General features: G+C 65.4%; 25 protein-coding genes. 15 read left to right on the top strand and 10 right to left on the bottom strand.

Annotation, left to right across the window (positions count from 1 at the left end; translation table 11 throughout):
* Positions 1-8: 8 nt before the first annotated feature.
* The 5 genes from ihfA to AB0T83_RS02230 all read right to left on the bottom strand — a co-directional run bounded on the left by ihfA (position 9) and on the right by AB0T83_RS02230 (position 3,418).
* The gene (ihfA, locus tag AB0T83_RS02250; RefSeq protein ID WP_193140696.1) at positions 9-311 is read right to left on the bottom strand and encodes an integration host factor subunit alpha; all 303 of its coding nucleotides are present in this window, start codon (positions 309-311) and stop codon (positions 9-11) included.
* Positions 312-399: 88 nt separating this feature from the next.
* A complete protein-coding gene (locus AB0T83_RS02245; RefSeq protein ID WP_366191182.1) occupies positions 400-1,371 on the bottom strand; it encodes a beta-ketoacyl-ACP synthase III in 972 nt (323 codons plus the stop codon).
* Entirely contained in the window at positions 1,368-2,471 is a 1,104-nt protein-coding gene (gene plsX, locus AB0T83_RS02240; RefSeq protein WP_366191569.1) for a phosphate acyltransferase PlsX, read from the bottom strand. Before plsX ends, AB0T83_RS02245 begins: the two co-directional genes overlap by 4 nt.
* 35 nt (positions 2,472-2,506) lie before the next feature.
* Positions 2,507-2,713: a 50S ribosomal protein L32 gene (rpmF, locus tag AB0T83_RS02235; RefSeq protein WP_193140698.1), complete on the bottom strand. Its 207-nt coding sequence runs from the start codon at positions 2,711-2,713 to the stop codon at positions 2,507-2,509.
* Positions 2,714-2,842: 129 nt separating this feature from the next.
* Positions 2,843-3,418 carry a YceD family protein gene (locus tag AB0T83_RS02230; protein WP_366191180.1) on the bottom strand — a complete coding sequence of 192 codons (576 nt, stop codon included), beginning with the start codon at positions 3,416-3,418 and terminating at the stop codon, positions 2,843-2,845.
* A gap of 81 nt (positions 3,419-3,499) precedes the next feature.
* Here AB0T83_RS02230 and AB0T83_RS02225 point away from each other — a divergent pair, with 81 nt between their 5' ends.
* Entirely contained in the window at positions 3,500-3,964 is a 465-nt protein-coding gene (locus tag AB0T83_RS02225) for an outer membrane protein assembly factor BamE (RefSeq protein ID WP_366191178.1), read from the top strand.
* Positions 3,965-3,966: 2 nt separating this feature from the next.
* Here AB0T83_RS02225 and msrB read toward each other — a convergent pair whose 3' ends face one another.
* On the bottom strand, positions 3,967-4,362 hold the full coding sequence (gene msrB, locus AB0T83_RS02220; RefSeq protein WP_366191177.1) for a peptide-methionine (R)-S-oxide reductase MsrB: 396 nt from the start codon (positions 4,360-4,362) through the stop codon (positions 3,967-3,969).
* A gap of 188 nt (positions 4,363-4,550) precedes the next feature.
* Here msrB and AB0T83_RS02215 point away from each other — a divergent pair, with 188 nt between their 5' ends.
* Positions 4,551-6,374 carry an ABC-F family ATP-binding cassette domain-containing protein gene (locus AB0T83_RS02215; RefSeq protein ID WP_366191175.1) on the top strand — a complete coding sequence of 608 codons (1,824 nt, stop codon included), beginning with the start codon at positions 4,551-4,553 and terminating at the stop codon, positions 6,372-6,374.
* 47 nt (positions 6,375-6,421) lie between these two features.
* On the opposite strand, the gene AB0T83_RS02210 is transcribed toward AB0T83_RS02215, so the two are convergent.
* The 3 genes from AB0T83_RS02210 to miaA all read right to left on the bottom strand — a co-directional run bounded on the left by AB0T83_RS02210 (position 6,422) and on the right by miaA (position 8,437).
* Positions 6,422-6,772: an antibiotic biosynthesis monooxygenase family protein gene (locus AB0T83_RS02210; protein ID WP_366191173.1), complete on the bottom strand. Its 351-nt coding sequence runs from the start codon at positions 6,770-6,772 to the stop codon at positions 6,422-6,424.
* Between the two features lie 132 nt (positions 6,773-6,904).
* Positions 6,905-7,435, bottom strand: a complete 531-nt coding sequence (locus AB0T83_RS02205) for a hypothetical protein (RefSeq protein ID WP_366191171.1) — start codon at positions 7,433-7,435, stop codon at positions 6,905-6,907.
* Between the two features lie 108 nt (positions 7,436-7,543).
* The gene (gene miaA / locus AB0T83_RS02200) at positions 7,544-8,437 is read right to left on the bottom strand and encodes a tRNA (adenosine(37)-N6)-dimethylallyltransferase MiaA (protein ID WP_366191169.1); all 894 of its coding nucleotides are present in this window, start codon (positions 8,435-8,437) and stop codon (positions 7,544-7,546) included.
* Positions 8,438-8,607: 170 nt separating this feature from the next.
* Here miaA and pyrH point away from each other — a divergent pair, with 170 nt between their 5' ends.
* The 12 genes from pyrH to lpxB all read left to right on the top strand — a co-directional run bounded on the left by pyrH (position 8,608) and on the right by lpxB (position 20,559).
* Positions 8,608-9,342 (top strand): UMP kinase, encoded by a 735-nt coding sequence (pyrH, locus tag AB0T83_RS02195; protein ID WP_366191167.1) that lies wholly within the window; start codon positions 8,608-8,610, stop codon positions 9,340-9,342.
* Between the two features lie 88 nt (positions 9,343-9,430).
* Positions 9,431-9,997 (top strand): ribosome recycling factor, encoded by a 567-nt coding sequence (gene frr / locus AB0T83_RS02190; RefSeq protein ID WP_366191165.1) that lies wholly within the window; start codon positions 9,431-9,433, stop codon positions 9,995-9,997.
* 54 nt (positions 9,998-10,051) lie between these two features.
* Positions 10,052-10,780 carry a polyprenyl diphosphate synthase gene (uppS, locus tag AB0T83_RS02185; protein WP_366191163.1) on the top strand — a complete coding sequence of 243 codons (729 nt, stop codon included), beginning with the start codon at positions 10,052-10,054 and terminating at the stop codon, positions 10,778-10,780.
* Entirely contained in the window at positions 10,777-11,586 is an 810-nt protein-coding gene (locus AB0T83_RS02180) for a phosphatidate cytidylyltransferase (protein WP_366191162.1), read from the top strand. Before uppS ends, AB0T83_RS02180 begins: the two co-directional genes overlap by 4 nt.
* A 3-nt stretch (positions 11,587-11,589) precedes the next feature.
* A complete protein-coding gene (gene dxr / locus AB0T83_RS02175) occupies positions 11,590-12,750 on the top strand; it encodes a 1-deoxy-D-xylulose-5-phosphate reductoisomerase (protein WP_366191160.1) in 1,161 nt (386 codons plus the stop codon).
* A 52-nt stretch (positions 12,751-12,802) separates the two neighbouring features.
* Positions 12,803-14,140 (top strand): RIP metalloprotease RseP, encoded by a 1,338-nt coding sequence (rseP, locus tag AB0T83_RS02170; protein ID WP_366191158.1) that lies wholly within the window; start codon positions 12,803-12,805, stop codon positions 14,138-14,140.
* 166 nt (positions 14,141-14,306) lie between these two features.
* Positions 14,307-16,559, top strand: coding sequence for an outer membrane protein assembly factor BamA (gene bamA / locus AB0T83_RS02165; RefSeq protein ID WP_366191156.1), 2,253 nt, complete (start codon positions 14,307-14,309; stop codon positions 16,557-16,559).
* Between the two features lie 22 nt (positions 16,560-16,581).
* On the top strand, positions 16,582-17,223 hold the full coding sequence (locus AB0T83_RS02160) for an OmpH/Skp family outer membrane protein (RefSeq protein ID WP_366191154.1): 642 nt from the start codon (positions 16,582-16,584) through the stop codon (positions 17,221-17,223).
* A gap of 72 nt (positions 17,224-17,295) precedes the next feature.
* The gene (gene fabZ / locus AB0T83_RS02155; RefSeq protein WP_366191152.1) at positions 17,296-17,757 is read left to right on the top strand and encodes a 3-hydroxyacyl-ACP dehydratase FabZ; all 462 of its coding nucleotides are present in this window, start codon (positions 17,296-17,298) and stop codon (positions 17,755-17,757) included.
* 4 nt (positions 17,758-17,761) lie between these two features.
* Positions 17,762-18,559: an acyl-ACP--UDP-N-acetylglucosamine O-acyltransferase gene (lpxA, locus tag AB0T83_RS02150; RefSeq protein WP_366191150.1), complete on the top strand. Its 798-nt coding sequence runs from the start codon at positions 17,762-17,764 to the stop codon at positions 18,557-18,559.
* 3 nt (positions 18,560-18,562) lie between these two features.
* Complete coding sequence (locus tag AB0T83_RS02145; RefSeq protein ID WP_366191148.1) at positions 18,563-19,408, top strand: LpxI family protein; 846 nt, start codon at positions 18,563-18,565, stop codon at positions 19,406-19,408.
* The gene (gene lpxB, locus AB0T83_RS02140) at positions 19,405-20,559 is read left to right on the top strand and encodes a lipid-A-disaccharide synthase (RefSeq protein ID WP_366191146.1); all 1,155 of its coding nucleotides are present in this window, start codon (positions 19,405-19,407) and stop codon (positions 20,557-20,559) included. Before AB0T83_RS02145 ends, lpxB begins: the two co-directional genes overlap by 4 nt.
* Positions 20,560-20,731: 172 nt before the next feature.
* On the opposite strand, the gene mnmA is transcribed toward lpxB, so the two are convergent.
* On the bottom strand, positions 20,732-21,865 hold the full coding sequence (gene mnmA / locus AB0T83_RS02135; protein WP_366191144.1) for a tRNA 2-thiouridine(34) synthase MnmA: 1,134 nt from the start codon (positions 21,863-21,865) through the stop codon (positions 20,732-20,734).
* 135 nt (positions 21,866-22,000) lie between these two features.
* Here mnmA and sciP point away from each other — a divergent pair, with 135 nt between their 5' ends.
* Positions 22,001-22,279: a CtrA inhibitor SciP gene (gene sciP / locus AB0T83_RS02130; protein WP_193140716.1), complete on the top strand. Its 279-nt coding sequence runs from the start codon at positions 22,001-22,003 to the stop codon at positions 22,277-22,279.
* The last annotated feature ends 77 nt before the right edge of the window (positions 22,280-22,356 follow it).

The raw sequence follows: 22,356 nt of genomic DNA, 5'->3' as shown, positions 1-22,356 counted from the left end.
GTCGCGGATCAGCGCTTGTTGCCCTGGGCCACGCGTTCCTTCATCAGGTGCGAGGGCCGGAAGGTCAGGACGCGGCGCGGGTGGATCGGCACCTCTTCCCCGGTCTTGGGATTGCGGCCCACGCGGGCGGCCTTGTCGCGCACGTTGAAGGTGCCGAAAGACGATATCTTCACCGACTCGCCATCGACCAGCGCGTCGCTGAGATGGTCGAGAACCGATTCCACAAGCTGCGCGGATTCGTTTCGGGACAGGCCGACCTCGCGAAAAACGGCTTCGCTCAGGTCCATACGGGTCAGGGTCTTGCCAGTCATCACTCGTCTCCAGGTCCGAGGGCAGGATAGAGAGAGGCGCGAAAGCCTGTCAATGCCTTTGGTGTCAATGGCTTGAGTCGCGCGGCATTTACCAGCGAATGACCACCGAACCCCATGCCAAACCGCCACCGATGGCTTCGACGACCACAAGATCGCCGGGTTTGATCTGGCCGCGGGCCTTGCCAACGGACAGCGCGAGGGGAATCGACGCCGCCGAGGTGTTGCCGTGATCCTGCACCGTGACCACCACGCGCTCCATCGGCACACCCATCTTTTGGGCGGTGGCCTTGATAATGCGCAGGTTGGCCTGATGCGGCACGATCCAGTCCACATCCGCGCCGGTCAGCCCCAGCTTTTCCAGCGCGGTATGCGCGGTGCTGGCCAGTTTCTCGACGGCGTGGCGGAACACTTCCTTGCCCTGCATGCGCAAATGGCCGGTGGTATGGGTCGAGACGCCGCCGTCGACATACAGGATATCGCGGTAGCGGCCGTCGGAGTTCAGGTCGCTGGCCAGGATGCCGCGGTCGGCATTGCTGCCGTCGCCCGTGACACGTTCCAGAATCACGGCCCCGGCACCGTCGCCGAACAGCACGCAGGTGCCACGGTCGGTCCAGTCCATGATCCGGCTGAAGGTCTCGGCGCCGATCACCAGAACGCGCTCGGCCTGTCCCGACAGGATCAGCCCGTTGGCGTTGGTCAGGGCAAAGATGAAACCGGCGCAGACCGCCTGCACGTCATAGGCGAAGCCGCCAGTCATGCCGATCTTGTCCTGCACCATGGTGGCGGCGGACGGGAATGTCAGATCGGCGGTCGAGGTCGCCAGCACGATGGCGTCAATGTCATCCGGTCCCAGGCCGGCATCCGCAAGGGCGGCCTCGGCGGCCTTTGCGGCCATGTCCGAGGTGGTCTCGCCTTCGGCTGCGAAATGCCGCCGTTCGATCCCGGACCGCGACCGGATCCATTCGTCGGAGGAGTCCAGAGTCGCCGCAAACTCGCTGTTTTCAAATACTTTTTCGGGGAGATAGTGGCCAACTCCCCGAATTGCGGCGCGTGTTGTCATTTGTGGGTTCCGTATACCTGCCCGGACGTCCGGCCACCTTGGCCCGTGTCGGAGAGGGATGCAACCCGTGCGGCGATACGTTCCGGGAAATCGGCCTGGCCCAGTTCGGCGGCCAGTTTGATCGCGGCGGCGATGCCGGTGGCATCGGCGGACCCGTGGGACTTCACCACCGTACCGTTCAGGCCCAGAAACACCCCGCCGTTGACCTGGCGCGGGTCGATCCGCTTGGCCAGGCGCCGCAGCGAGGTGATCGCCAGAAGGGCGGCGAACCGCGACAGGATGGTGTGGTTGAAGGCCTCGCGCAGAAGCTCGCGGATCAGCTTGGCGGTGCCTTCGCCGGTCTTCAGAGCGACGTTGCCGGTAAAGCCGTCGGTGATGATGACATCGACGCGATTGGAGGGAATGTCGCCGCCTTCGACGTAACCCACGAAATCGAATTGTGCGGTTTCCGAGGCGGCGGCGATCATGTCATGGGCCAGCTTCAGTTCGGCCCGGCCCTTGTGCTCCTCGGTGCCCACGTTCAGCAGGCCGATGCGCGGGCGCGGCAGGCCCAGCCCGACGCGGGCATAGGAGGTGCCCATCAGTGCGTATTGCAGAAGGTCTTCGGCATCGGCGCGGATGTCGGCGCCCACATCCAGCATCACGTTGAACCCGCCGGAATTGCGCGACGGCCACAGGCAGGCAATGGCAGGACGGTTGATGCCGGGGATCTTGCGCAGGCGCACCATGGACATGGCCATCAGCGCGCCGGTGTTGCCGCAGGACACGCAGACCTGCGCCTCGCCATCGCGCACCGCTTCGATGGCCGACCACATGGAGGTGCCCTTGCCGTTGCGCATGGCATGGCTGGGCTTGGCATCCATGGTCACGACGCCTTCGGCATCGCGCACCTTGCAGCGGCCCGAAAGGTCACGCCGCTTGGCGACCAGCGGTTCCAGCTTGGCCGCGGCCCCATGGACCAGAAAATGGATATCGGGATTGTCGCGGGCCGCCCGGCCCATGCCGGCAATGATTGCGCCGGGGCCCCGGTCGCCGCCCATGGCGTCGACCGAAATCGTGATCGGACCTGATTCGGCACGGACCGAGCCTTGCCGTGTCATCCGTGCCATCATGGTATCCCGGGGTAAGGGGCGGCTTATGCCGCGTCGTCGTCCAGCTCGATTTCCTCAACCAGAGCAACGACTTCGCGATCGTTGTAGTGGCCGCAGGACGGGCACACATGGTGCGGGCGCTTCAGCTCGCCGCAGTTGGTGCATTCGTTCGGATTCCCGGCGACCAGGGCGTCGTGAGCGCGACGGTTGTTCCGGCGGGACCGCGTGACTTTGTTCTGCTGGACAGCCATGTCTCAACCTTCGGATAGGGGCGTGACCTCTCTGACCGGTGTCAGCGGCACGCATGGAAATGAAGTCGGTCTTCTAGCGGTTTTCCGGTGCCGCGCAAGCGGTTTTTTCGGAATCCCGTCAACGACGTGTCAGTTTTCGCCGCCCTTCAGCTTGTCGCGCAACCCGGCCAGACCGGCAAAGGGCTTGGTATCCTCATCGGTCAGGGGTTTCACGCCGGGTTCGGCGAAACTTTGCTCGATGACCTCGGCGCCTTCGGCGCGGGGATAGGGCGGCAGGGCCAGCGACAGCGATTCCTCGAACAGGGCCAGGAAGTCCAGTGCGGCGGGCAGGGGCTCCAGCGCGTCATCTTCGGGCATTTCGATCTCGGCGTCTTCCTCGATCTCGGCCTCGACATAGTCGGCGCGGAACCGCCGCGTCAGCGGCTCGTCGATGCGGCTGCGCACCGGGGCCAGCGTCACCACGCAGGCCTGCGTGACCGTCGCGCCGATCTGGCCATCCAAATCCCAGTCGTGCTGGCCGCTGGGCCGCAGGGTGCAGGTCAGCCGCGCCTTGTCGAGCGCGATCAGACCCAGCCGTCCGGCGGCGGCTTCCATTTCCTCGCGGGTCAGGCGAACGGCAAAGTCATGCGCGCGGCGCTGGCGTAGCGAATCGAGGCGGATCCGGCGATCTGACGCGGGCCGATCGTTCGGGGTTTCCTGTGTCATGCGGCATCCATTCTTGAACACTGGGGGAGGCTTCGCTAATCCGGGTGCCAGATGACGACTTCTCAGGCAAGGCGCAAGATGATGAACGGGCTTTTCCCACGGATCCGCCGCAGCGGCCGATTGGCTGCGGTTGCAGGCGTGCTGCTGGTGGCGGCCTGCCAGCCCATCGTGCGCAATCATGGCTATGTGCCGCCCGAGGATCAACTCTCGGAAGTCTCGGTCGGCCGCGACACCCGCGACAGCGTGGCCGAGAAGATCGGCCTGCCGCTGAACAAGGGCATCGATGGCGACCGGGCCTGGTATTATGTGGCCAGCACCCGCGAAACCTTCGGCGCCCGCGCCCCCAAGGTGGTCGAACGCGAGGTCGTGGCCATCCTGTTCAACGACAACGGCACCGTGCGCAACATCGTCCGTCTGGACGAGCAGGACGGCCAGGTGGTCACCCTGACCGCTCGCGTCACCAATCCGTCGGTTGCCGATCGCGGCCTGCTGCGCCAGATCTTCGGCAATGTCGGTTCGCCCACGGCTGGCGACTTCCTGGAATAGGGTCAGTCGTCCTCGGGCTCGAAGGTCAGGGCCACGCCGTTGATGCAATAGCGCAGGCCGGTGGGCGCCGGCCCGTCCGGGAACACATGCCCAAGGTGCGCTTCGCAACGGTTGCAGTGGACCTCGGTGCGGCGCATGAACCAGCTGCGGTCTTCTTTCTCGCCGACCATCTCGGGGTCGAGCGGCGCATAGAAGCTGGGCCAGCCGGTGCCGCTGTCGAACTTGGTGTTCTGGTGAAACAGGGGGGCATCGCAGCACAGGCAGCGATAGGTGCCGGGCTCCTTGGGGAAATTGTCATGGCTGTGCGCCGGCTCGGTGCCGTGCTTGCGGGTGACCTTGTGGGCCAGCGGCGACAGTTCGGCCTGCCATTCCGCCTCGGTCTTGATGATCTTGTCCATCGGTGGCCTCCTGTTCGGGCGTGGGTCCGGCAGCGGCACGGTCGGTGACGCCGGTTCCCCTGAAACCTAGGGCAGCGGGCGGGCATCGCCAAGACGCACGCAGGCAACCGGGACGCCAGCCACGCGGTTGTGACCGGGCGGGCCGTCTGGCCCTTGATCTTGCGGCACCGCTCCTCTAGCCCGGCGCCATGGCAAACCCTCCCGCGCTCCAGCTCTCCGGCATCTCGCTGACTTTCGGCGGTGATCCGGTCTTCTCCGACCTCGGTCTGGTGGTTCAACCCGGCGACCGTGTGGCCCTTGTGGGCCGCAACGGATCCGGCAAATCGACCCTGATGAAGGTCATGGCCGGCCTGGTCGAGCCTGACCGGGGCGAGCGGGTGGTCACGCCCGGCATCTCGGTGGGCTACATGGAGCAGGATCCCGACCTGTCGGGCTTTGCCACCCTGGGCGATTATGCCGCCAGCGCGCTGGATCCGGCCGAGGCCTACAAGATCGAGATGGTGTCCGAAGGGCTGAAGTTCAGCCCCGACACCGCCATCGCGGCCGCCTCGGGTGGCGAGCGTCGCCGCGCTGCACTGGCCAAGCTGCTGGCCGAAGATCCCGACCTGATGCTGCTGGACGAACCCACCAACCATCTGGATATCGAGGCCATCGGCTGGCTGGAGCAGCGCCTGAAGGACACCCGCGCCGCCTTTGTCCTGATCTCGCACGACCGCGCCTTCCTGACCGCGCTGACACGGGCCACGCTGTGGATCGACCGGGGCGCGGTGCGGCGGCGCGAACAGGGGTTTGCCGCCTTCGAGACCTGGCGCGACAAGACCTGGGAAGAAGAGGATGAGGCGCGTCACAAGATGGATCGCAAGATCAAGGCCGAAGCCCGTTGGGCGGTCGAGGGCATCTCGGCCCGGCGCAAGCGCAACATGGGCCGGGTGCGGGCGCTGAAGGATCTGCGGGCCGACCGCGCCGCCCAGATCCGTCGTCAGGGGGCCGCCGACCTGCAGTTGGCCGCGGGCCAGAAATCGGGCCGCAAGGTGATCGAGGCCAAGGGCATTTCGAAGACCTTCGACGACCGCATCATCCTGCGTCCCTTCGATCTGCGCGTGCTGCGCGGCGACCGGGTGGCCTTCGTCGGGCCGAACGGCGTCGGCAAGACCACGCTGCTGAAGATGTTGACCGGAGAGGTCGCGCCCGACAGCGGCACGGTTTCTCTTGGGTCCAACCTTGAAATGGCGGTCTTCGACCAGAACCGCGCGCAACTGGATCCCGACCTGAGCCTGTGGGAAACCCTTGCGGGCGATCCGACCATGCGGGTGTCGGGACGCGCCGATCAGATCATGGTGCGCGGCACCCCGCGCCATGTGGTCGGCTACCTGAAGGATTTCCTGTTTGACGAGCGGCAGGCGCGCGCGCCGGTACGCTCGTTGTCCGGGGGCGAGAAGGCGCGTCTGCTGCTGTCCAAGATCATGGCGCGCGACAGCAACCTGCTGGTGCTGGACGAGCCGACCAACGATCTGGACGTGGAAACGCTGGACCTGCTGCAGGACGTGCTGGGCGACTACGACGGCACCGTGCTGCTGGTCTCCCACGACCGGGATTTCCTTGACCGGGTGGCCTCGACCACCATCGCCATGGAGGGCGATGGCCGCGCCGTGGTCTATGCCGGGGGCTGGAGCGACTACCGGGCGCAGCGTGCGGAAAACCCGCCGGTGGAGGCACCCCGCCCCAAGACGGCCCCCCGAAAACCCGCGCAAGCCGCGCCGGCGGCCCGGCAGGCTGCGGACAAGGGGCTGAGCTATACCGAGCGGCATCGTTTGGATAAGCTGCCCGCCGTCATCGAACGGCTGGAAGCCGAGATCTCCAAGCTGGAAGAGTTCCTGGCCGATCCGAAACTGTTCACCGAGGCGCCGGTGAAGTTCCAGAAAGCGACCGAGGCGCTGGTGGAACGCCAGACCGCGCTGGCCGCCGCCGAGGATGAATGGCTGACGCTGGAAGAAAAAGCCGCCGACGCCTGAGCCGACCCACTGGCGGTTTCAGGTTGCTGCCCCGTGTGGCCTGACGTTCAGGAGGCAGGCGTTTCGGTGTCGCGCGGACCGGAATAGGCGCGTTCCACCCGCGCCACATGCAGCGAATAGCTGGCATACCAGTCGGCATTCCCCAGCCGTTGCGCTGCCAGATGGCGGGTGTCGGCCTTCCATGCGGCGATGGCCGCTTCATCGGTCCAGTAGCTGACGGTGATGCCCAGACCATCGGTGCCCCTTGCGCTGTCCATTCCCAGGAATCCGGGTGCGTCCCGGGCAAGCGCGACCATGCGCTGCGCCATGGCTTCATAGGCAGGATCGGGGGCGCGCAGCAGCGAGGTGAACACAACCACGTGGTACGGCGGGGTCAGCGGAGGAACCGGGACAGTCATGGTGGCGGACCCTTGGCGCATAAGGTGTGGCGGAATTGGTTTCGCATCATCCCGCGCGCCTGTTTTCAGGGCAACAGGATCTGCGGAACCCCGAACCGAAACACCGCAACCGGCCGCGGGGTCGTTTTCGGTTCAGTCCGCCGCGCCGCTGCGTCGGGCGACGGGCAGTTCAGGCTGATGAATGAGCCTGCGGGTGCCGGACATCAGGTGCTTGCGGGTCAACCACAGCGAAATCAGGCTGGCGCGGTGATGCAGCACCTCGTCGGTCAGCGGCAGGGTCGAGCGGCAGTCGGTGCGGAAGCCTTCGACCAGCTGGTTCAACTCGGCCTGGTCCTGAAGCGTGGACAACCGCAGATGCAGAACCTCTTGCGGGACCGGTATATCCTTGCGTCCTCCCATGAACAGGGCGGTGCCTTGCGTGCGGCCCAAGGCCTGGCAGGCGTGCGCGGTGTTGGCCGGCAGGAAGATCGCGTTATGCGCAGTATACCCCCGCACCTCGCCATCGATGGACAGGCGGCCCTGGCCGCAGGTGAACCACAGCAGCACCGGCACGAGATAACTGCGCGGCGTGTCGATTTCCCATCGGCCCTGGCGGGCCAGTTGCGAGATCGGGACGGCCTTCAGGGGCCGTTGCGTGGAATCTGAGGACTGGCTGTCGAACATGGACTCTCCCTGTCTGGCGTCAGATTACTTACGGGGGAAAGATTCGTCCAAGGCGGGTTTACGAATAGTTTCCAAAACTTGAGACGAATCAGCGGTGTGTTGCCGCAATCACGCTCCGATTGCACAGGCATCCAGCAACTGCCACCCCGTCATGCGACGCCGGAACCACGTGCGCTGCCGTTTGGCGTATTGGTGCGAGGCGATCCTGGCGCGGGCCACGGCATCCGATTCGCTGATCTCGCCACGCAGGAGGGCAACCAACTCGGGCGCGCCAATGGCCTTGGCAGAGGGAAGCGCCGGATCCCAGACCGGCAGGATGGCGCGCACCTCGTCCAGTGCCCCATGTGCCATCATCGCGTCGAACCGCCGGTCGATGCGGGCGTTCAGCCAGACCGGGTCGGCGGCAATCTGCCAGCAGGCGGCCCGATCGGCGGGCAACAGCGCAGGCGGCGTCTCGGCCTGCCAGTCCGCCAGCCCGCGCCCGGTTTGCTGCTGCACTTCCCAGGCGCGCTGCACCCGCATGGGGTTGTTCAGGTCGATCCGTGCCCGCGTGGCCGGGTCCAGATCATCCGCCATCGTCTCCAGCCCGACCCGCGCGCGATGCGCCGATGCCGCTTCGCGAACCTCGGGGCGGGTCGCCGGAATATCCGCTAGCCCCTCGGTCAAAGCCATGAAATACAGGCCTGTCCCGCCGATGATGATTGGCGCGGGGTCGCGTTCCAGGCAGGGCGCAACCTCGCGTAGCCAGTGCCCGGTGGAATAGGCGGCGTCATAGGCGACATGGCCGTAGAGCGCGTGTTCGGCGCGGGCCAGTTCGTCGGGCGCGGGGCGCGCGCTCAGCACCTGCCAGCAGTCATAGACCTGCAACGCATCGGCATTGACCACCACCCGGCCCTGGGCCTCGGCCACGGCCAGCGCCAACGCCGACTTGCCAGAGGCGGTCGGACCCGCCAGAAGGACGGGGCGCGCGGGCGGCAGGGTTTCGAGAAGGTCCTGGATCATGTAATCTGTCGCATGGCAAAGCGCGGCCCCGGATGCAATCCCCGCCGCTGTTGCCGTTGTGCGAACGCATCATATGCCGCGACGCAGCGAAAGTGTGAACGAACGCAATTGAAAGCGCGGCCAACCTGCTTCATTGTGCGGGCGACGTGGAAGAAGGCAGGGCAGAAGTCATGAGTGGCGACGTTTCCGACAGCGGCATCAAGTTCAAGCGGGTGCTCCTCAAGATCTCGGGCGAGGCCCTGATGGGATCGCAGGGCTATGGCCTGCATCCGCCCACCGTGGAACGCATCGCGTCCGAAGTGAAGTCGGTCCACGAGTTGGGCGTCGAGATCTGCATGGTCATTGGCGGCGGCAACATCTTCCGCGGGCTGTCCGGATCGGCCCAGGGGATGGAGCGGACCACAGCCGACTACATGGGCATGCTGGCCACCGTGATGAACGCGCTGGCCATGCAGGGCGCGCTGGAAAGCATGGGGGTCTATACCCGTGTTGTCAGCGCCATCCCGATGGATCAGGTCTGCGAGCCCTACATCCGCCGCCGCGCCGTGCGCCACCTGGAAAAGAAGCGCGTGTGCATCTTCGCCGCCGGCACCGGCAACCCCTATTTCACCACCGACACCGCCGCGACGCTGCGCGCCAATGAAATGGCCTGTGAAGCGATCTTCAAGGGCACCAAGGTGGACGGGGTCTATGACAAGGATCCGGTCAAGCACGCGGATGCGAAACGCTATGACACGGTGACCTATGACGAGGTTCTGCAAAAGCATCTGGGCGTCATGGATGCCTCGGCGATCGCGCTGGCGCGGGACAACAACAAGCCGATCATCGTGTTCTCGCTCGACGAGCAGGGGGGCTTTCGCGGGATCCTCAGCGGCCAAGGCACCTATACAACCGTGCACGGTTAACCTTATAGGCATTTAAACCCGTCAATGGTCCCTGTAGGGTTCGGGTTTTGAAGGCGGTCGGAAGCGCACCGATTGAAAGGAAGAACACATGGCCGAAGACGAGCTTGAAATCGACATCGATGATCTGACCCGCCGGATGGACGGGGCAATGGCTTCGCTGAAGCAGGAATTCCTGTCGCTGCGCACCGGGCGCGCCTCGGCCAGCATGCTGGATCCGATCATGGTGGAATCCTATGGCGCCATGACCCCGCTCAACCAGATCGGCACTGTGAACGTTCCCGAGTCGCGGATGATCACCGTCAACATCTGGGACAAGTCGATGGTCCAGAAGGCCGAGAAAGCCATCCGCGACAGCGGTCTGGGCATCAACCCGGTGGTCGATGGCACGATCATCCGCCTGCCGATCCCCGAGTTGAACGAAGAACGCCGCCGGGACCTGACCCGCGTCGCCGCGCAATATGCCGAACACGCCCGTGTCGCCGTGCGCAATGTGCGCCGCGACGGGATGGACCAGCTGAAACGCGCCAAGTCCGCCGGGATGAGTGAAGACGATAACAAGGTCTGGTCCGACGAGATCCAGGAACTGACCGACAAATATGTTGCTATGGTGGATTCTGCGCTTGAGGCCAAACAGGCCGAGATCATGCAGGTTTAAGCAGGGCAGATCAGGACAGGAGCCCCGCTTGATGCGTCCAGGGCAGACATACTGATGGCGGCAAAGGACAACCGCCAGATCGCGCCGGAACACGTGGCCATCATCATGGATGGCAACGGCCGCTGGGCGACCCGACGCGGCTTGCCGCGTCTGAAGGGCCACCATGCCGGTGCGACCCGCGTGCGGGAAATCGTGCGTGCCTGCCCCGACAACGGCGTCCGCTACCTGACCCTCTTCGCCTTCTCGACCGAGAACTGGCGCCGCTCGACGGCAGAGGTTTCGGGCCTGATGGCGCTGTTCCGCCGCTATCTGGTCAGTGAGGCGCAGGAGTTGATGGAATCCGGCGTCTGCGTGCGCTTCATCGGCGACCGCACGCCGCTCAACGCCAAGCTCGTCCAGTTGATGGAGCAGGTGGAGCGGCAGACGGCGGACAACACGCGCCTGAACCTGACCGTGGCCCTGAACTATGGCGCGCGGGACGAGATCACGATGGCCGCCACCCGTCTGGCGCGCGCTGTGGCCGCCGGCGAGGTCTGCGTCGACAGCATCACGCCAGAACTTTTTGACACCTATCTCTACACTGCCGCGATTCCCGATCCCGACCTGGTGATCCGCACTTCGGGCGAAAGCCGGGTGTCGAATTTCCTGCTGTGGCAGTCGGCTTATGCCGAGTACGAATTCACCCCGACCCTGTGGCCGGATTTCTCCCCCGAACATTTCGCGGACATCCTGCTGACCTTTGGCGGCCGCGAACGGCGTTTCGGAGCGGTTTTGCCGGGATGACCGGCAACGAACAGCCATCTGCCAGGACCGGCAAGGGACGCTGGGCGGATCTGGCACCGCGGATCGGATCGTCGGTGGTGCTGGTCGCGGCGGCCATCGCGGCAATCTATCTGGGCGGCATCTGGTTCGTGGGTTTCGTGGCCGTCGCCGTGGCCCTGATCACCTGGGAATTGGCCACCATGACCGGGGTGTCGCGCAGCCTGCTGGTGGCGGTGGCCGCCGGGGTGGCCAGCCTCGTGCTGTCGCTGGTCCCCGACGGCTACGGCGTGCCGCTGCTGATGCTGCCCGCATTGCTGGGCGTGGGGCAGGCCCGGCGCCAGCCGCTGGCCTTCGCGCTGTTTTCGGTGATGGTGCTGCTGGCGGGCTACGGTCTTGTGGACCTGCGCGAGAACATATCGTGGAAATGGCTGGTCTGGCTGCTGGGCATCGTGATCGCCACCGATGTGGCCGGCTATTTCGCCGGCAAGACCTTCGGCGGGCCGAAATTCTGGCCGCGCGTCAGCCCCAAGAAAACCTGGTCGGGCACCGTGGCGGGCTGGGTCGCGGCGGGGCTGGTGGGGTTTGTCGCCTTCAAGACCTCTATGGCCGGATCTCAGGTGATCGGAATATCCATTGCGCTTTCGATGGCGTCGCAGATGGGCGACATCGCCGAAAGCGCGCTGAAACGACAGGTCGGCGTCAAGGACAGCTCGAACCTGTTGCCCGGCCATGGTGGCTTTTTCGACCGGTTCGACGGGGTACTGGGCGCGGCGGTGCTGTTCCTGCTGGTGGAACAAGTCGTCCCGTTTCCGCCGGGGGGCGGATGAGCCATGCGCCGGATATCCATCTTCGGGGCAACCGGGTCCATCGGATGCAGCACGCTTGATCTGATCCGCCGACGGCGATCTGCGTTCCAGGTTGTGGCCCTGACCGGGGGCCAGAACATCGACAAGCTGGCCGCGCAGGCGCGCGAGTTTCAGGTCGAGCTTGCGGTGACCGCCGATCCCGCCCGCCACAATGATCTGAAGGCCGCCCTGGCGGGCAGCGGCATCGCCACCGCGGCGGGCCCCGAAGCCCTGATCGAGGCGGCAGATCGTCCCGCGGACTGGATCATGTCGGCCATCGTCGGCGCGGCGGGGCTGGCGCCCGGCCTGCGCGCCCTGCGCCACGGCACCACGCTGGCGCTGGCCAACAAGGAAAGCCTGGTCTGCGCCGGGCCGCTGCTGATGGCCGAGGCCCGCGCCCATGGTGCCCGCATCCTGCCGGTGGACAGCGAGCATTCAGCGGTGTTCCAGGCGCTTGTGGGCGAAGACATGGCGGCGGTGGAGCGCATCGTCATCACCGCCTCGGGCGGCGCCTTCCGCGACTGGCCGCTGGAGCGTCTGGCGAAGGCCACCGTGGCCGAAGCTTCGAACCATCCCAACTGGGACATGGGCCAGCGCATCACCATCGACAGCGCGTCGATGTTCAACAAGGCGCTGGAACTGATCGAAACCCATGAATTCTTCGACATCGCGCCCGAGAAAATCGAAACCGTGGTGCATCCCGAAAGCCTGATCCACGCACTGGTGGGCTTTCGCGACGGCGCGCTGATGGCCCATGTGGGCGCGCCGGACATGCGCCACGCCATCGGCTATGCGCTGAACTGGCCCGCGCGCCGCGACCTGCCGGTGGCGCGGCTCGATCTGGCACAGGTGGGCGCCTTGACCTTTCGCGCCCCCGACCCGGCCCGCTATCCTGCGCTGCGGCTGGCCCATGCGGTGATGGCGGCGGGCGGGTTGACAGGGGCCGCGTTCAACGGCGCCAAGGAGCGGGCGCTGGATCTGTTCATTGCCGGGCGCATCGGGTTTCTGGACATGGCGGCCGCGGTTGACGGGGTTTTGACCCGACTTGCGGGCGATCCGGCCCTGTCGGCGGCCCCGACCCTTGATAATGTCCTGCATGTGGACCAAATCGCCAGAGATGAGGTCGCACGCGTGACCGCGGCCTGACCGCCCAAGGCCGTATACCGGCACCCATTTGCAAGAAGGACGTTTCCAGCCCTTGGAACTTATCGGATTGATCCCCAACTTCGGCAGCCTGGCCTATACGATCGCGGCCTTCGTGGTGGCCCTGTCGGTCATCGTGGCAGTGCATGAATACGGCCACTACATCGTCGGGCGCTGGAGCGGGATCCATGCCGAGGTGTTCTCGCTGGGCTTCGGCCCCGTCCTGGCCCGCTGGACGGACCGGCGCGGTACCGTCTGGCAGATCGCGGCCCTGCCTCTGGGCGGCTACGTCAAGTTTCTGGGCGACAGCGATGCGGCCTCGGGCAAGGATGCGCGGGCGCTGGAGCAAATGAACCCGGCGGAGCGTCGCCGCACCATGCACGACGCACCCTTGTGGGCGCGCTCGGCCACGGTGGCGGCGGGGCCAGTGTTCAACTTCGTCCTGTCGATCATCGTCTTTGCCCTGATCGCGATGTTCCAGGGGCAGGCCAAGGCGCCGCTGACCATCGCGGAACTGCGGCCCATGCCCTTTGGCGCGCAGGCGCTGATGCCCGGCGACCGGATCGTCGAGATCCACGGCCGCGACGTGCCCGACTTCAGCGGCTTCGGGACGTTCGTGAACAACCTGCCGGTGGCGCCCGAACTGGACTACACGGTGGACCGCGACGGGCGCGAGTTGACCTTCCCCGGCCCTTATCCCTATCCGCCGCTGGTCACCTCGGTCACGCCGCAATCGGCGGCGATGGACGCCGGGCTGGAAACCGGCGACGTGATCCTGTCGGTGGGGGATACCCGGATATCCTCGTTCGAGGATCTGCGCAGCGCGGTCCTGATCTCGAATGGCGCCCCGCTGGAGTTGGAAGTCTGGCGCGACGGCGACGCCTTCCCGATGACCCTGACCCCGCGCGAAATGGACGTGCCCAGCGAGGACGGCGGTTTCGAGCAGCGCTATCTGATCGGCGTCACCGGCGGGCTGTTCTTCGTGCCCGAGACCGAGACGCTGGGGCCGATCACGGCGCTGGGGTTCGGCTTCAGCCAGGTGGGCAACATCGTGCAGCAGAGCCTGTCGGGCCTCTACCACATGATCACAGGCGCGATTTCCTCGTGCAACCTGAGCGGGCCCATCGGCATTGCCGAGACCTCGGGCGCGGCGGCCAGCCAGGGCGCGGTCAGCTTCATCTGGTTCATCGCGGTGCTGTCCACGGCGGTGGGGTTGATCAACCTGTTCCCGGTGCCGGTCCTGGACGGTGGCCACCTGGTGTTCCATGCATGGGAAGCGGTCACGGGCTCGGCCCCCAGCGACCGCGCCTTGCGGGTGCTGATGGCCGGCGGATTGGCGCTGATCCTGTCGCTGATGATCTTTGCCGTCACGAACGACATCTTCTGCCCCTGATCGCGGCACAACTGTGGCGTGGCTGCGCGATATCCGCGCCATCGGTGCAGTGTGGTTTTGACATCTTGGCGGTCCCGCACTAACCCCTGATGCAAAGAAGCAGAAGGGCGAGGGCAGGCATATGGCAACGGGCGCGCTGCGTAGACAAGTGGTGTGGGTCGCCGCGATGGCGATCACGATGCTCTGCCTGATCGGCAACGGAGCGGCGCTGGCGCAATCGTCGTTTGGTGCGATCCGGGTCGAAGGCAATCAGCGGATCGAGGATTCGACAGTTCTGACCTATGCCGGGATCGAGCCCGGCCAGCGGGTCACCACCGGCCAGATCAACGACGCGAAACAGCGGATTCTCGGCTCGGGCCTGTTCGAAAGCGTCGACATCCAGGCCGGGCGCAATACGCTGACCTTCGTGGTCGCCGAGTTTCCGACCATCAACCAGATCAGCATCGAGGGCAATCGCCGCCTGAACGATGATATCCTGCAGGCGCTGTTGTCGTCGCAGCCCCGCCGGGTCTACAGCCCGACGATTGCCGGTGCCGACGCGCGCGCCATCACCGATGCCTATTTCCAGGCCGGCCGCTTTGCCGCCACGGTGACGCCGAAGATCATCCCGCGCAGCCAGAACCGGGTCGATCTGGTGTTCGAAGTGACCGAAGGCGCCGTGGTCGAGGTCGAGCGCATCAGTTTTGTCGGCAACCGCAGCTATTCGGACCGCCGTTTGCGGCAAGCACTGAGCACCAAGCAGGCCGGTCTGTTCCGCCAGCTTGTGCGCCGCGACACTTATATCGACGACCGCATCCAGTTCGACCGCCAGGTGTTGACCGACTTCTACCGGTCGCGCGGGTTTGTCGATTTCCGGGTGTTGTCCGTCACGCCCGAATTCTCGCGCGAGCGGGACGCGTTCTTCCTGACGTTCAATGTCGAGGAAGGTCAGAAGTTCAAGATCGGAACCGTGGACCTTGCCACCGACGTGCCGGGACTGGATCTGGCGCTGTTCGACGGGGCGATCAAGATCCGTCAGGGCCAGACCTATTCGCCGGCACGGCTTGACGACACCATCGCCCGGCTGGAGCGCCGCGCCATCGAAGAGGGCATCGACTTCATCCGCGCCGATCCCGTGGTCGACCGCGACGACACCAACCTGACCCTGAACCTGACCTTCAACCTGACCCGCGGCCCGCGCATCTTCGTGGAACGCATCGATATCGAAGGCAATTCCACCACGCTGGACCGGGTGATCCGCAGCCAGTTCCGTATCGTCGAGGGCGATCCGTTCAACCCGCGCGAGATCCGCGAGAGCGCCGAGCGCATCCGGGCTCTGGGATTCTTCACCGTGGCGGATGTGAACGCCCGCGAAGGCACCGCCCCGGACCGCGTGATCGTCGATGTGAACGTCGAGGAGCAGCCCACCGGATCGTTGCAGCTTGGCGCCAACTTCTCGCTTGAAGACGGCGTCGGGCTGGTGTTCGGCCTGAGCGAGCGGAACTTCCTTGGCCGCGGCCAGCAGCTTGATTTCAGCATCTCTGGCGGGGTCGACAACGTGGATTCGCGGCTGCGCTTTGTTGAACCGGCCTTGCTGGGGCGCAATGTCACCGGGGTGTTCGACCTCTACTATGAGGCCACACAGCAATTCAGCGCCTTTTTCAACACCACCAGCCTCGGGTTCGAACCGTCGATCAGCTTTCCGATCAGCGACAATGGCCGGCTGGAACTCAACTATCGCCTGTCCGACGACGATATCTCGGACGTGAGCGACGACAGTTCGATCATCATTCAGAACGAGGCGGGTGCCCTGACCACCAGCGCCCTCGGTTATGCCTATAATTTCAACTCGCGCCGGACCAGCCTTGACCCGAACACCCGTTACGGGTTCGAGTTTCGTCAGAACTTTGCCGGGCTGGGCGGGCAGACCAACTATGTCGAGACCATCGTTTCTGCCGACTATGGCACAAAGGTCTTCAACGAGGATATCGGCCTGACCGCCAATTTCATCGGCCAGGCGCTGAATTTCGTCGAAGGCTCCAGCCGGGTCATAGATCGCTACCGTGGCGGCGGCACTGTGAGGGGCTTCAAACGCAACGGTCTTGGCCCGCGCGACACCACGGCCATCAACGACGATGCCCTGGGCGGCAACTTCGCCTTCGGGGTCAGCCTGGAAGCCGATTTCCCGTTGGGCCTGCCGGAAGAATACGGCATCCGTGGCGGTGTCTTCTACGACGTCGGCTCGATCTGGGGACTGGATATCACACAGGGAACAAACGGCCCGGTGGACGACGATTTCCACCTGCGCCAGGTGATCGGTGCGACAGTGTTCTGGGAAACGCCCATTGGCCCGTTGCGGTTCGACTTCACTCGCGCGATCGAGAAGGAAGACTATGACGAAGTGCGTAACTTCAACTTCACGGTCTCGACCCGCTTCTGACCTGCGGCGCCGGTTTGCGGCCTTGCTGGCCCTGGCGCTGACCGCGGCTTTTCCGGTCGCGGCCCAGCAAGCTGCGGTGGCGGATGTACCGGCTGCAAGCCTGCCGGTGGCGACACTGGATCAGGATGCAATCTTCCTGCGCTCGCGCTTTGGCATCCGGGTGCAGCAGGAACTGGGGGCCGAACGCGCGGCATTGGAAGCCGAAAACCGCCGGATCGAATCGGAGTTGATCGCCGAAGAACTGGCCCTGACCGAAGAGCGAAGCCTGCTGGATGCCGCCACCTTCGCGCGGAAGGCCGATGCTTTCGACGCCAGGGTGCAGCAGATCCGGCAGGAACAGGATCGCAAGGCGCTGGAGCTTCAGCGGAAGTTCGAACTGGAGCGGCAACGCTTCCTGTCCCTGATCGGCCCGGCCTTGATCGAGGTTCTGCGCGCAGCCGGGGCATCGGTGCTGCTGGATCGTGACGCGGTGATTTTCGCCGTCGAGGGCGTGGATATTACCGAGCGGGCCATTGCCACCATCGACGAACTGGTCGGATCGGGGGCCTTGGCTGAGGTCAATCCCGATGCCGACGAGGGTTCCGACCCCAACAACCCCGATACCGCCGCCGATACCAGCCCGATCCCCGATGTCACCCCGGCGCCGGACGCGGATGCCCAATAGCGGCCCGCGCTTGTTTCCGGCCCCGTCAGTTGTTACCCAATCGCAGGAATTTACTGCAAATCGGATACGAGCATGAGCGACACGATCCCCACCACGGCTGATATCGACCTCATTCAACGGGCGATTCCGCATCGCTACCCTTTCCTCTTTCTGGACAAGGTCAAGGACATCGACCCGTCGAAAAGCGCCGTGGGCGTCAAATGCGTGTCGATGAACGAACCGCAGTTTCAGGGCCATTTCCCGGGACTTCCGGTGTTTCCCGGCGTGCTGATCATCGAGGCGCTGGCCCAGACCTCGGCGGTTCTGGTGTCGCTCTCGCTGGATCTGGTGGACAGCGGCGCGGTTGTCTACTTCATGGGCGTCGACAAGTGCAAGTTCCGCCGCAAGGTGGTGCCGGGCGACATCCTTGAGTTGCGCGTCGATGCCCTGCGCGGCGGCGGCAAGGTCTGGAAATTCGCCGGCAAGGCCACGGTGAATGGCGAGGTGGCCGCGGAATGCGAATTCACCGCCATGATCGACCGACGCGGAGCCTGAGCCGGTGAGCATCGCGCCCACGGCCAACATCCACCGTTCGTCGGTGATCGAACCCGGTGCGGTGATCGGGGACCGGGTCGAGATCGGCCCGTTCTGCGTCGTCGGCGCCGAGGTGTCGCTGGCCGCGGACGTGGTTCTGAAAAGCCATGCGGTGGTGACCGGGCGCACCGAGGTCGGCGAGGCCACGATCCTGTTTCCCGGCGCGGTGATCGGCGAGATCCCCCAGGATCTGAAGTTCAAGGGCGAGAAAACCCGGCTGGTGGTGGGCAAGCGCAACCGCATCCGCGAGGGCGCCACCATGAACACCGGCACCGAAGGCGGCGGTGGCATCACCAGCGTCGGTGACGACTGCCTGTTCATGACCGGTGCCCATGTGGGTCACGACGTGCAGGTGGGCAACCGGGTGATTCTGGCCAACCAGGCCGCGCTGGCCGGCCATTGCATCATTGCCGACGATGTCATCATCGGCGGCCTGTCCGGCATCCACCAGTTCGTCCGCATCGGCCGCGGCGCCATCATCGGCGCTGTGACCATGGTGACCAACGATGTGATGCCCTACGGATTGGTGCAGGGGCCGCGCGGCGAGCTGGACGGACTGAACCTCGTCGGCCTCAAGCGCAAGGGCGTGGAGCGGTCGGACATCACCGCCCTGCGGGCCGCCTTCCAGATGCTGGCGCAGGGCGAGGGCGCCTTCATGGAACGCGTGACGCGGCTGGGACAGGAAACCACCAGCCCCTATGTGCAGGAAATCGTGGCCTTCCTGCAGTCGGACTCCGACCGCCACTTCCTGACTCCGAAATAGCCCATGGCCGGGCCCGTCGGAATGATCGCAGGGCGCGGGCTGTTGCCGGTCCATCTGGCCCGCACTCTGCGCGCGCGGGGCCGCGAGGTGATTCTGGCCGAGATGAACGGGTTTCCCGCCGACAATCCGGACGGCTTGGACCTGATCCCGTTTCGCGTGGAAAAGCTGGGCGCGCTGTTTAAGGCGCTGCGCAAGGCCGGGGTGCAGGAGTTGGTCTTTGCCGGCGCCGTGGGGCGTCCGCAGATCGACGCCCGCAAGTTTGATCTGAAGACCATGACGCTGGCCCCGAAATTCGTCTCGGCCATCAAGGGCGGCGATGACGGGCTGCTGCGCACGGTTCTGGGCATTTTCGAAGGTGAGGGCTTCACGATTCGTGCTGCGCATGACCTCGCCCCGGACCTGCTGCCGAAACCTGGCATCCTGACAGCCGCTCAGCCTTCGGACCGGGACCGCAAGGATGCTGCCCGGGCTGCCCGCATCGTCTCGGTCTTGGCAGCGGCGGATGTGGGGCAGGGGGCCGTGGTGGCGCAGGGACAGGCCCTGGCGATCGAGGCCGCCCCCGGCACCGACCGGATGCTGGCCCATGTGGCCCAGATCGCCGACGCCTGCCGCCCCAATCCCGACGGCGCGCGCGGTGTGTTCTTCAAGGGACCGAAGCCCGGACAGGATCGGCGCATCGACCTGCCGGTGATCGGCGTCGATACCGTCGCCCGCGTGGCCGAGGCCGGTCTGGCCGGGATCGTGATCGAAGCCGAGGGCGTCATGGTTCTGGACCGCGACGAGGTGGTGCGCCGCGCTGACGTCGCAGGCCTGTTTTTGTGGGTGCGCCCGGCCGGAGACAGCACATGACGCGGCTGTTCGTGATCGCGGGCGAGGCCTCGGGCGACAATCTCGGGGCCGCTCTGCTGGCGGGTCTGAAGGAGTTGCAGCCCGATATCTCGTTCCAGGGCATCGCCGGGCCGGCCATGCAAGCGCAGGGCATGGACAGCCTGTTTCCGATGCAGGAACTGTCGGTCATGGGGCTGGCCGAGGTCCTGCCGAAATACCGGCATCTGAAACGCCGCATCGCCCAGACCGCCGAGGCGGTGCTGGCGGCCAGACCCGACGCGCTGGTCACCATCGACAGTCCGGACTTCTGCCTGCGGGTGGCCCGTATCGTGCGCGCTGCCGACCCGAGCATCCGCATCGTCCATTATGTTGCCCCCTCGGTCTGGGCGTGGCGGCCCAAGCGCGCGCAGAAAATGGCCGCCCATGTGGATCAGGTGCTGGCCCTTCTGCCCTTCGAGCCACCGTATATGGAGGCCGTGGGCCTGCGCTGCGACTTCGTCGGGCATCCGGTCGTCACCCAGCCGCAGGCCAGCCCGGCCGAGGTTGCGGCCCTGCGTCAGCGCCTGGGCATTGCCGAGACCGCCCCGCTGATGCTGGCCTTGCCGGGGTCACGCAAGGGCGAGGTCACGCGCCTGACCCCGCGCTTCGGCGCTGCCCTGACGTTTCTGAGGGACCGCCATCCCGACATGCAGGTGCTGTTGCCCGCGGCCCCGCATGTGGCTGATCTGGTTCGACAATTGACAGCAGACTGGCCACAGCCCCTGCATCTTCTGGACGGCGGGGACGGGCCGGAGAAGCGCGCCGCCTTCGCGGCCGCCGATGTGGCGCTGGCCGCCTCGGGCACGGTCTCGCTGGAGCTTGCCGCCGCCGATACGCCCATGGTGATCGGCTACGACATGGCGTGGCTGACCATGAAGATCATGCAGCGCATGGCCCTGATCGACACGGTCACGCTGGTCAACATCATCACTGATAGCCGAGTCGTGCCGGAATTCCTGGGCGAAAACTGCCGACCCGAACCGATGGCCCGCGCTTTGGCAGGTGTCATGGCTGATCCGGCGGCCCAGCATCTGGCGGCCCGAAAGACCATGCAGGCCCTGGGCCGGGGGGGCGAGTCCCCCGGCCTACGCGCCGCCCGCGCGGTTCTGGACGGTCTTGGCCCCGCGCGCTAGGGCGCGCCACAGGGGCCGACGAGTTGCCACCCCGGAATGATTCAGGTCAACAACCAGACCGCTGCGCCATCCCCTGAACCACACCCCGGATCAATTGCGCGCGGCGCTCTTTCTTCTTGGAGAAGTACTCCCGCCGGAGGCGTCCCCCGCCATTCAGACGAGGAGCGTCCGATCAATCGCCGCGCCAGATCCAGCCGCCGCCCAGCACCCGGCTCGACCCGCTGTCGTAGAACACGCAGGCCTGTCCGGGGCTGACCCCTTCTTCGGGCGTCAGCAGTTCCACCTCGGCGGTGGTGTGCCCGGTGGGCCGCAGGATCGCCTCGCGCGGGGGGCGGGTCGAGCGGATCTTGGTCGACACATGCCATTCGGCCTGGCTGGTGAAAGGGGCGTCGCCCAGCCAGTTGATCTCGCGCACCGGTACGATGCGGGTGCTCAGGGCCTCTTTCGGGCCGACCACCACGCGACGATTGTCGGGATCAAGCCGCACCACGTACAGCGGCTCGCTCAGCCCGCCGATTCCCAGCCCCCGGCGTTGACCGATGGTATAGTGAATCACCCCGCGGTGCTGCGCCAGAACATTGCCGTTCATATCCACGATGTCGCCGGGATCGGCGGCGCCGGGGCGCAGTTTCTCGATCACGCTGGCATAGTTGCCGTCCGGGACGAAACAGATGTCCTGGCTGTCGGGCTTGTCCGCCACCGCCAGCCCGTATTTCGCCGCCAACGCCCGCGTTGCATCCTTGGTCGGCAGATGGCCCAGCGGAAACCGCAGGTAGCTGAGCTGGTCGGGCGTGGTCGAGAACAGGAAATAGCTTTGGTCCCGTGACGCATCCACGGCCGCATGCAATTCGGGGCCGTGCGGGCCGACCTTGCGCTGGATATAGTGGCCGGTGGCCATGCAATCGGCGTCCAGATCCTTGGCGGTTTCCAGAAGATCCTTGAACTTGACCCGCTCGTTACAGCGGATGCAAGGCACCGGGGTCGCGCCGCCCAGATAGGCATCGGCGAATTCATCGATCACCGCTTCCTGGAAAATGTTCTCGTAATCAAGAACATAGTGCGGAAACCCCATCTCCTCGGCCACCCGGCGCGCATCGTGGATATCACGCCCCGCACAACAGGCGCCCTTCTTGGCCAGCGCCGCGCCGTGATCGTAAAGCTGCAACGTGACGCCGACCACGTCATACCCTTCCTCGGCCAGTTGCGCGGCCACGACAGAACTGTCCACGCCCCCCGACATGGCCACCACCACGCGGGTGTCGGCCTCGGGTTTGGCAAAGCCAAGGGAATTCAGGGTCTGGGTCATATGTGCGACATTTCGATTTTGCGGAAACAGGCGCCAAAATATAGGAAAAGTGTAGGGACAAACAAGGGGGCGATTTCAGAGCCCGTTAACACGCCCCGCGCACCATCTCTCACGTGGTTAGTGAGGGAAAAAGTTATGTATCTCAAGAAAGTAGACGGTCCCCGTCTGGTCAAGCTGCCGGACGGTTCTACCCTGTCGCGCGCCGATCTGCCGTCGGCCAGAACCCAGCGTTGGGTGGCGAGTCGCAAGGCAACGGTTGTCAAGGCGGTGAAATTCGGCCTTCTTACTCGGGACGAGGCCAAGTCTCGATACCATCTGTCCGACGACGAACTCGAAAGTTGGGCGATGGCCGTGGACCGTTTCGGCGAAGATGCTCTGAAGACCACAAGCTTGCAGAAATACAGACAAGTTTAGGGGTATCCGTCGGCAGGTCGGCGAAAGTAACGCGCAGTTAACGATACTTGGTCACGTTAACCGTATTGCGGTAGCTG

Source organism: Meridianimarinicoccus marinus (genome assembly GCF_040689105.1).
Classification (GTDB): domain Bacteria; phylum Pseudomonadota; class Alphaproteobacteria; order Rhodobacterales; family Rhodobacteraceae; genus Meridianimarinicoccus; species Meridianimarinicoccus marinus.
Note: the sequence above shows the minus strand (reverse complement) of the source record. Positions and strands in the feature narration are given on the sequence as shown.